Genomic DNA, 9,648 nt, shown 5'->3' with positions numbered 1-9,648 from the left:
AAATCCTCTTTTAGGCAAAGGGTTAAAATTAAACAAAATTATATTTTCCAAATTTCAGCAAAATTAGGCATAGGGAAATTTATCGAATCGAAAATTAGTATTATATTGCTTTATTTATCAAAATTGACACAAATATTGCTTGTTTAATCCAAATTCAAGCCATAAATTATTTAAATTTTTTAGAATGTGGAAAAAGAATAAAAAATAAGATTAAAAATGATATGTTGATATTTTAATTAACCGAATTCATAAAATTCATATTTTTAAGAAATAAACCATTTTAATTATTTATAATTATTTTAAAGCTAAAATTAATTTTAAAAAATTTGATTTTTTCTGAGAATGTAGGGAAAAATTAGGATTTTTGAAAAATCAATCCCTAAAATGAAGTCAAATGATATGAATACATCAGTTCAATCATCATCATTCAGTAATTGACTTCAGCATATGTCGCATACATTCCATATGCCCACACGAGAAACTCTATAACACTGAAGGTAAAGGAAAAAATTGATATTATGTGGCATATCACAACAGCTGCGAAAATCCCAATCCCCTTTTTATAATCTCCTCTATATGCAAGACCTAGACCTGGCAGGAAAAATGATATGACCAGTGCAATTGCTCCTTCCCTATCAATCATCATAATAACTCCATTAAACTATTAATTATACATCTTTTTAATTAATTATGAATCTTTCAATTAATAATTTTTTCTAATATTTTATTTTATATATGTTTCCCATATTGCATATGAATTTTTTTGAATAATTTCAATTGGAGTATGTGTTATATTAAGTAAGCATCAAGAATCAAAATTATAATAACATTACATATGAACAATTTCTATTTTTTGAATAACGTTTTGTTCTTAAATCTTTATCAAATATGATTAAACTGCATATTTTTTTAAAAATTTTAACTTAAACTGTAAAGTATATATAATGATTGTATATATTTGTGTAATTTTTATATATTTTTATATTACAAAATCAAAAATATAACTAGATACAATGAATTATGAAAAAAATGCTCGTGTAATTAATGACGATATCTTTGATTTGATAAGTCAATGTTTCGATGATGAAAGATGTAGTCGAAATAATGAAAGTAGGCTCAATTTTTTTGATACTTATAACAATTACTTTGTTTTAACTGATGATGGATCTTATTCTATTAACTCTAAAGAAATAAATCATAAAATTGAAACATTACATACATCTACAGGTGCAATTAGTGAGGCATTTGAGAAATTTATTAAGCCGATGAAGTTCGACTACACAAAAGACATAGCTATCCTGGACATCTGTGCGGGACTTGGCTATAACTCATCAGCTGCAATAGATGATTTTTTGAAAAATTCTAAAGATTCCAGTTTAACCATTGATATGGTTGAAATATCAGCCGCTACCCTTGCATGCGGCCTTCTTGTACCTTCTCCGATTAAGGCACATGACATTACGCGAAAAGCCATTGAAAAAGAACTGATTGCCATGGACTATGCGACTTTGGAGCTGGAAAAAACTGAAATTCCATCAAATATTGACATCAACGTCTTTGTTGAAGATGCCCGAAAGACCGTTCAGAATTTGAAGGACAATAGCTACGATGCAATATTTTTAGATCCTTTCAGCCAAAATATGGCTCCCGAGCTGTTTTCACTTGACTTCTTTAAGGAATTTAGAAGAATAATAAAGGATACGGGAATCGTTGCAACATACACTTCATCAGCACCAGTTAGAGATGCATTCATTGAAGTCGGCTTTTATATCGGCCTTGGACCAATTTTCGGACGAAAGCAGGGAGGAACACTGGCCAGTCCATCACAGGATATGCTGGATACGTCACTTCCAAAAAACGATGAAATAAGAATTGCACTCTCCGACGTTGGAATACCATTCAGGGATCCGGACCTCAACAATTCAAGCGAAGAGATATTGGAGAGAAGAACCGAGGAAAGACATGCCGAAAGGCACAATACAAAAATATCTTCTGCCGTCAAGACCCCCATATTTCTGGCCCAGGAAATGGATGACGAAAAACTGAAAAGAAGAGTGGAGCGCAATCTGGCCAAAATGAATATACCTTCAACGACATCTGACGAAGCGAAATACATCGTTGAGATTGAAAACAATTACGAAGAAAAACAAAGCATAAAAAACAATTCCAGAGACAGAATTCTGGATATGCGTGAAAAATTAAAAAAAGTAAAAAATGGAGATTATAAATAAATCATTTCACCATTTTTTAATATGTAATCGGTGAATAAACCATTTCACCATTTTTCAATTTGTAAGCATCTGCTTTAGAGGACAAGACTGATTCAGAAATTACTTTTAAAGTACGACCTCCTGAATAGACGTGTTCATTTCCGAATATACTGAAATCGGAATCACAGTGTTTACAGAAAATATTACCTTCTGCACTTCCAGTTTCCCTGCGGCCTGTTGCTGGGAAAATACCTCCATCAGAAGTTTCATCACCTGCCCAGAAAATATGCCAGTAAAGTTCATTACTTCCACAGTATGGACAGACTCTTTCAAATACCGTCATATAATAGGTGTATCCATATTTGGATGTTTCCCCTATAGCAGAAGGTCTTCCTATTACCATAAGAGTCTTGTTATCCGGTGAAACACCATATTTTGAATAGTATAATACCTCTTCATCATTGTTATCTACAGACACGTTAATTATATCGTTTACATATAAATCGGTAGATAAATCATGAGATACAATTTTGTATATTCCATTTTTCAAATCCAGTTCAATGCTTGCCACACCGTCATCATTCGTTTTGACTTGATATGTATTTCCGTCAATGACGAACTCCATATCTTTGTTTTTGGCTATGGAAGAATCTGGATTGAGTAATGTCACTTCATATCTGGTAGTCTTATTGTCGCTTACACTATTTGAAGAAATAATACTTGGCAAAACACCAATGTTATTACAGAACAAATCGCCGTTGACAGGATTTATTGCAGTCAGGACATAAGTGCCCGGATTTAAATTAATGTTTAATGTAGCAATACCCTCTGCATCAGTCATTCTTGTATAGAATACACCGTTAATATTGAATGTAACCTCTTTATTTACCAATGGAGATCCATCCAAATCCAAAAAGTGTGCATGATAATTGGTACCGTTCTTATATACCTTTACAATATCTGATCCATTGATGGACGGAAGAACTGTAATGTTATTTGAATATAACAATCCATTTTCATGGAAAGCAGTCAATATATATTCACCAGGAATTAAATTGATGTTCAAACGGGCAATACCATTTTCATTGGTTTTACGTGTATAGAATACACCGTTGATATTGAATGCAACATCACTGTCAGTTAGAGGATTTCCATAATTGTCAAAAGCGGAAATGTAATACTGAGTATCATTCTTATAAATTTTTTCAATATCCTGACCTTCCAAGGTGGATAATACTTCAATACCACTATCAAGACTTAGAATACCTGAATTAGAGTTATAAAATGTAGAAACAGCATAATTTCCCGGAACCAAATTGATACCTAAAGACGCCTGACCATTGGAGTCAGTATATCTGGTATAATTTATCCCATTAAGGTTGATAATAACAGAAGCATTCCTTACAGGAATGTCAGAATGCATTAAAGTTACACTGTATCTAGTTCCATTTTTATAATACATTGACACATCGCTTGTCTGTAATGAATAATCATCGTGACTAGCCAATATGACATTTTGAGGATTTAAAGCATCTCCCGAAGGAGGTTCCTCATCCCCATCGCTTGTTTCAAGAGTACCATTTACGTCAGTCACATCAAAAGCTGCAACTGCAGAAAGTGATAGCATGAAAACAAGAGTTATAAAAAGTAAATTGATTTTTTTGTTAAACATATATTAACCTCGTTAAACATGAAGATACAAAAATCGCTTTTGTACCGTTGGTATAATGGTTTAAAAGTTTTCTTATAAAAAGCTTTGTATTTTCAAAAAGACCACAAATAGAGCTAAAAAGCTAAAATAAAGCATAATTAAAAGGAATTGATTTGTTCTTATTTTCAAGTACTTTAAAAAAAATATCAAAGAACGAGTATTTAATAATTAAAAAGTCATAGAGTGCTTATTTTTCAAATCATATATAACACATTAACATACAATATAAGCACATAACATATGGCATATTTAAATGAATGAAAAAAATAATTAATTCAAACCGTTTAAAATGAAAATAAAAAGAGAATAAAAGTGGAATTAAAGAATAAAGAATTTATTCCACAGTTACACATTTTGCCAAATTTCTTGGTTTATCAGGGTCAAAACCTTTCTCAATTGTAATATAATATGATAAAAGTTGAAGAGGTACTATATATACCAGTGGAGCAATAATTTCTGAAACATCAGAATTGATTTTGAACACTTCAGGTGCCTTTTCGAGAAGCTCCTCATTGTCCGCAGCACCGAATGCAAGAACGTGTGCACCACGGGATTTGACTTCTTCAAGATTACTCATTGTTTTTTTGTAAGAGTCTCCAGGAGGTATAACTACAACAACAGGAATTCCTTCATCAATCAATGCCAAAGGCCCATGCTTAAGCTCTCCGGCAGCATATCCTTCACCATGAATGTATGAAATTTCCTTAAGCTTGAGTGCACCTTCAAGTGCTGTAGGATATGAATACCCTCTTCCAAGATAGAAGAAATCCTTTGCATAATTATATCTTTGTGACATGGCCTTGATTGATTCAACATCCTCAAGGACCTCATCAATGAAACCAGGCACCTTGTCAAGCTCATCCAAAAGCTTTTCATCCTTTGCCATCAATGCTGAAAACATATATATTGCAGTCAGCTGTGATACATAGGTCTTTGTTGCCGCAACACCAATTTCAGGACCTGCCTGAGTTTGTATGACATGCTGTGCCCTTCTGGTTATTGATGAACCTGCAACATTAACTATTCCTAGAGTCTTTGATGTTTGGTTTGCTACATCAAGCGCTTTCAGTGAATCAGCAGTTTCACCGGACTGAGAAATGAATATTACTAAAGTGTCTTCCTTTAATGTTTTTGCAGAATATTTGAATTCAGATGCCAAAATAACATCTGTTGAGATTCCAGCCAATGATTCCAGCAAGTATTTTCCTATCAATGAAGCGTGATATGATGTTCCACAGGCTACAAAGCACACTCTTGAGACATCACCCAATTCGTCAATGATTGTCTGAATATTATCCCTTTGGGTCAGTGTGTTTCTAACGGCAGTTGCCTGTTCGTTTATTTCCTTAATCATGAAATGGTCGTATCCTTCCTTCTCCGCCATTTCAGGAGTCCAGTTGATTGTATCAACTTCCTTGTTGATAGGATTGTCAAATTCGTCATGGACGACAACACCGTTTTTATCCAGAATTACTATTTCACCCTTTTCCGGATAGATTATGTCCTTTGCATACTTCAAAATGGCCGGTGAGTCTGAAGCAAGGTAATATCCGTCTTCACCCAATCCGACAATTAACGGTGAGTCCTTTCTTGTAGCAACAATCTTGTCGGGTTCTCTTGATGATATCGCAGCTATTGCATAAGCTCCGTCAAGTATTTCGATTGTCTTTCTAACTGCATGCTCCAGATCCAATCCCCCATCCATGAACTTGTGGATGAGATGTGGAATTACTTCAGTATCCGTGTCTGACTTGAAGGTATATCCTTCATCTATTAAATCTGCCTTAATCTGGGAGTTGTTTTCAATTATTCCGTTGTGGACAACTGCGATGGTATTTTCCTCATCCAGTTGAGGGTGAGCATTTAACTTTGACGGATCACCATGGGTAGCCCATCTTACATGAGCAATGCCGAAATTTCCAGGCATATTAGGCAAATCGAGCTTCCTGTTGACCTCATCGATTTTACCCTTATCCTTTTTAACGTAAATCTTTTCATCATATGTAGCAAGTCCAATTGAATCATAGCCCCTGTATTCCAGTTTTGAAATGCAGTCAAAAAGAATAGGAGCTACATCCTTATCATCATCTATTAATATACAACCAACAATACCGCACATGTAAACACCTAATAATTATAAATATCCTTATAAAGCCCTACAACTTCCCCAATAATTAGAATGGCCGGAGTCTTAATGTCCTTTTCAGAAATATTTTCCAGTGTTCCGAATATGACATTTTCATCAGGCAGCGTTCCGCTTTCTATAACGCAAACTGGAGTGTCCTTATCCCTATATTTCATTATCTGAGCAGTGTTTTCCTTAATGTTTCCAATTCCCATTAGGATGATTAAGGTGTCTGCCGTATAATCCCAGTGAACCTGACTTTCAGCCTTGGTTGGGTCTTCATGGCCAGTCACGATGGTAACTGACGTTGCAACGGCCCTATGGGTTACCGGTAGCCCCAATGATGTTGGCGCCCCAATAGCTGAAGTGACACCCGGAATGACTTCAAATTTGATATCATGTTCCATTAAAGCCAATATTTCTTCTCCTCCACGACCAAATACAAAAGGGTCTCCTCCTTTTAGCCTGACAACATTTTCATGTTCCTGTGCCTGCTTTATAATCAATTCGTTGATTTGGTCTTGAGTTTTATAATGTTCTCCTGCCTTTTTACCCACATATATTGTTTCGGCATCTTCAGGAGCATGTGCCAATATTTCCTCATTGGCCAAATAATCATATAAGACAACATCTGCCTTGTTAAGTGCTTTAACAGCTTTTAGAGTTATTAAGTCTGCATCTCCAGGTCCTGCACCAATCAAATAAACTACCATTTTATCACTTGTCTATAAAAATCCTTTAAAGAAGTTCAAACCATCAGTTGAGCCCAATATTTCCTCACAAGCCCTTTCAGGATGAGGCATCATTGCACATACCAATCCGGATTCATCACAAACGCTTGTGATTGCTTCCATTGACCCGTTAGGGTTTCTGTCCTTAAACTGCAATACGATTTGGTCCTGATCTTTTAACAAATCAATATTCTCTGTGTAAAATCTACCTTCTGCATGGGCAATAGGTATTTTAACAGTCTGTCCTTTTTTGAACTCTTTAGTGAATGGGGTTCTGGTATTTGACACTTTCAAATCGACCCATTCACAGTTGAATTTAGGATTTTCATTTGTTATGAATAATCCTGGAACAAGTCCGATTTCACCTAAAATCTGAGCTCCGTTACATATTCCTAAAACTGGCTTTTCTTCTTTAACCAATGCCTTGATTCCATCAATTACCGGAGTGATTGATGCCATTGCACCTGCCCTCAAGTAGTCTCCATAGGAAAATCCTCCAGGAATTACAACACCGTCATAGTCAGTCAGGTCATCTCTGCTCCACCAGACGTATTCAGCTTCAAGGCCAACAAGTTCAATAGCGTGAGCTACATCCCTGTCACAGTTGGTTCCGGGAAATCTAATTACACCGATTTTCACTTAAACCACCTTATTTACCGCAAGCCATGTTCTGTGGAATTACATTGATTTTATAATTGTGAATTACAGGATTGCAAAGCAACCTTTCACACATGTCTACAACATTTTCGCGAATGACTTCCCTGTCTTCCCCTTCCATCTGGAATGTAATAATTTCAATGGTCTTTGCATTCTTTACTTCATAACCGAGCAAATCAAGAGACCTTTCAATAGTTGAAGCTTCAGGGTTTAACATACCGCTTTTAAGAGAAATTTTAACCTCAATATCAAATATCATTTAAATCACCTTTTCATCATCAGGAATAATTCTATTATAAACTTCTATATAAGCATCCATTACTTTGCTGTCTTTACCTTCTCTGAACAGTTCCTTATCAAGCATCTCCATAGTTTCAGCATCCCATAGTCTGCATCCGTCAGGAGAAATCTCATCACCCAAAATGATGTTTCCATCCTTGTCCTTACCGAATTCAACCTTATAGTCAACCAATATAATGCCTGCATCCTTAAAGAATCCAGTTAAAATATCATTGATTTTCAATGCCTTTTCGGTTAAGATATCAATTTCTTCTTGAGTTGCAATGCCTAACGCTTTGATTAGAGAATCATTAAGCATCGGATCGTGATATTCATCATCCTTAAAGTCCATCTGTACAATAGGAGGATTCAATTTTGTACCATCTTCGATAGGATAGTTGCGCACAAGACTACCGGTAGCTATGTTTCTGACAATGACCTCGATAGGAATCATTTCAAGTTTCTTGGCCAGCATTATGTTTTCTTCAGGCAAGTCTATAAACTGTGTTTCAACACCGTTTTCCTCTAAAACCTTGAATATTTTAGCAGAAATGACAGCATTATATGCTCCTTTTTTGTCCATGACTTCCTTACGTGCACCATCACCTGCAGTCATGTCGTCACGAAACTCAATGATTACTTCATCATCATTTTCAGTGTTGAATACACTTTTTACTTTACCTGAATTAATTAACTCTTTTTTCTCCATGATATCATCATATAAATTTTATAATATATTATAAACTAATTTTTGTTTAAAATGCTATATAATAATATTGAATTTTTTGACAGACGATGGGATTTGGTGGATTGGATGTGTAATTTGATTGGGATGATTGAAAATTTGAAAAAAAATAAAAGGAAGAAAAGGTTAATTATCTTTTCTTATATATGACGCCTCCAACAATACCTATAATCACGACTATAGCCACTGCAATTGGAAGACCAGTATTTTTAAAATGTAAACCTGGATTTTTAGGTTTCGGCGGTTTTTTAGGCGGATGTTTATTTGTATTTGGAACTACCAGATTGTTGGTTGAATTATTGGTAACATTTGTAGTATTGGTATTGTTAGTGTTATTTGTATTGTTTGTAATGTTAGTAACGTTATTGATTACAATTGGAGTTGCATTAGTAGGCTCTCCACTTGCATTACCTTTATTTGCAGGAGTTACGTTAGTATTATTCTTAGGAGTCATATTAGTGTTATTCTTTGGAGTTACGTTAGTATTATTCTTAGGAGTCATATTAGTGTTATTTTTCGGAGTAACATTGGTGTTATTCTTAACTGGAGTGTTGTTAACAGGCTCTCCACTTGCATTTCCAGGAGTATTATTCTTAGACGGTGCAGGATTGGTTACTTCTAAACTACTTTGTGCAGAAGCATCGGAATAATTACCTTCACCATGATATTTTACTTTAATAGTATGCTTACCTTCATTTAATCCATTTAAATTAACAGTCGCTTTTCCGTCAACGATATTGGCCTTTTGATTATGGCCATCAACTGAAACAGTTACAACACCTGTAGCATCAGCCGGCAGAGTGATTTGAACATGTGCAGTTTCTCCGACTTTGATATTGTCGACATGCACATTAATTTGTGGCTGTTGTGCTGCAAATGTACTGCTTACAGCAAAAAGAGCCAATACACATATTAATAAAATAGCTATTTTATTCATGTTACTACATTATATCAAACCTAATAAATATAATTAGCTATTTCACTTTTTACACACAAAAACAAAAATTTCAAAAGAAGAGAATATTACATTATGAAGACAAAATATTAAATAAAAAGTAATTATCAAATAATTTAATAAAATTTACATTATTTGTAACTTAAATTAAAAAAGAAAGGTTTATAAAGTTCCAAATCAAATAATAGTGTAAAAAATAAAGGAAAGGAATAGAATGCAAGTCATTCTCGGCACC

At 34.5% G+C, this 9,648-nt stretch carries 9 protein-coding genes; 1 reads left to right on the top strand and 8 read right to left on the bottom strand.

The genetic code is table 11. The annotated features are described in order from the left end of the window. Positions 1-427 precede the first annotated feature (427 nt). A complete protein-coding gene (locus ACKI3Q_RS04980) occupies positions 428-646 on the bottom strand; it encodes a hypothetical protein (protein WP_407414868.1) in 219 nt (72 codons plus the stop codon). A 367-nt stretch (positions 647-1,013) separates the two neighbouring features. Between ACKI3Q_RS04980 and ACKI3Q_RS04975 the strand changes: the two genes are divergently transcribed. Continuing rightward, on the top strand, positions 1,014-2,231 hold the full coding sequence (locus ACKI3Q_RS04975) for an MnmC family methyltransferase (RefSeq protein WP_407414866.1): 1,218 nt from the start codon (positions 1,014-1,016) through the stop codon (positions 2,229-2,231). A 16-nt stretch (positions 2,232-2,247) separates the two neighbouring features. Here the strand turns inward: ACKI3Q_RS04975 and ACKI3Q_RS04970 are convergent, their stop codons facing one another. The 7 genes from ACKI3Q_RS04970 to ACKI3Q_RS04940 all read right to left on the bottom strand — a co-directional run bounded on the left by ACKI3Q_RS04970 (position 2,248) and on the right by ACKI3Q_RS04940 (position 9,395). Then, a complete protein-coding gene (locus ACKI3Q_RS04970) occupies positions 2,248-3,882 on the bottom strand; it encodes an adhesin (protein ID WP_407414864.1) in 1,635 nt (544 codons plus the stop codon). A 373-nt stretch (positions 3,883-4,255) separates the two neighbouring features. Further along, positions 4,256-6,040, bottom strand: a complete 1,785-nt coding sequence (gene glmS, locus ACKI3Q_RS04965; RefSeq protein WP_407414862.1) for a glutamine--fructose-6-phosphate transaminase (isomerizing) — start codon at positions 6,038-6,040, stop codon at positions 4,256-4,258. Between the two features lie 8 nt (positions 6,041-6,048). Continuing rightward, positions 6,049-6,759, bottom strand: coding sequence for a uroporphyrinogen-III C-methyltransferase (cobA, locus tag ACKI3Q_RS04960; RefSeq protein WP_407414860.1), 711 nt, complete (start codon positions 6,757-6,759; stop codon positions 6,049-6,051). 12 nt (positions 6,760-6,771) lie between these two features. After that, positions 6,772-7,416: a phosphoribosylformylglycinamidine synthase subunit PurQ gene (gene purQ / locus ACKI3Q_RS04955; protein WP_407414858.1), complete on the bottom strand. Its 645-nt coding sequence runs from the start codon at positions 7,414-7,416 to the stop codon at positions 6,772-6,774. 10 nt (positions 7,417-7,426) lie between these two features. Next, on the bottom strand, positions 7,427-7,693 hold the full coding sequence (gene purS, locus ACKI3Q_RS04950; RefSeq protein ID WP_407414856.1) for a phosphoribosylformylglycinamidine synthase subunit PurS: 267 nt from the start codon (positions 7,691-7,693) through the stop codon (positions 7,427-7,429). Continuing rightward, positions 7,694-8,422, bottom strand: coding sequence for a phosphoribosylaminoimidazolesuccinocarboxamide synthase (gene purC, locus ACKI3Q_RS04945; protein ID WP_407414854.1), 729 nt, complete (start codon positions 8,420-8,422; stop codon positions 7,694-7,696). It abuts the gene before it with no gap. 166 nt (positions 8,423-8,588) lie between these two features. After that, entirely contained in the window at positions 8,589-9,395 is an 807-nt protein-coding gene (locus tag ACKI3Q_RS04940; protein ID WP_407414852.1) for an Ig-like domain repeat protein, read from the bottom strand. Positions 9,396-9,648 lie beyond the last annotated feature (253 nt).

The sequence above is a fragment of the Methanobrevibacter sp. genome (genome assembly GCF_045636185.1).
Lineage (GTDB): Archaea > Methanobacteriota > Methanobacteria > Methanobacteriales > Methanobacteriaceae > Methanocatella.
Note: the sequence above shows the minus strand (reverse complement) of the source record. Positions and strands in the feature narration are given on the sequence as shown.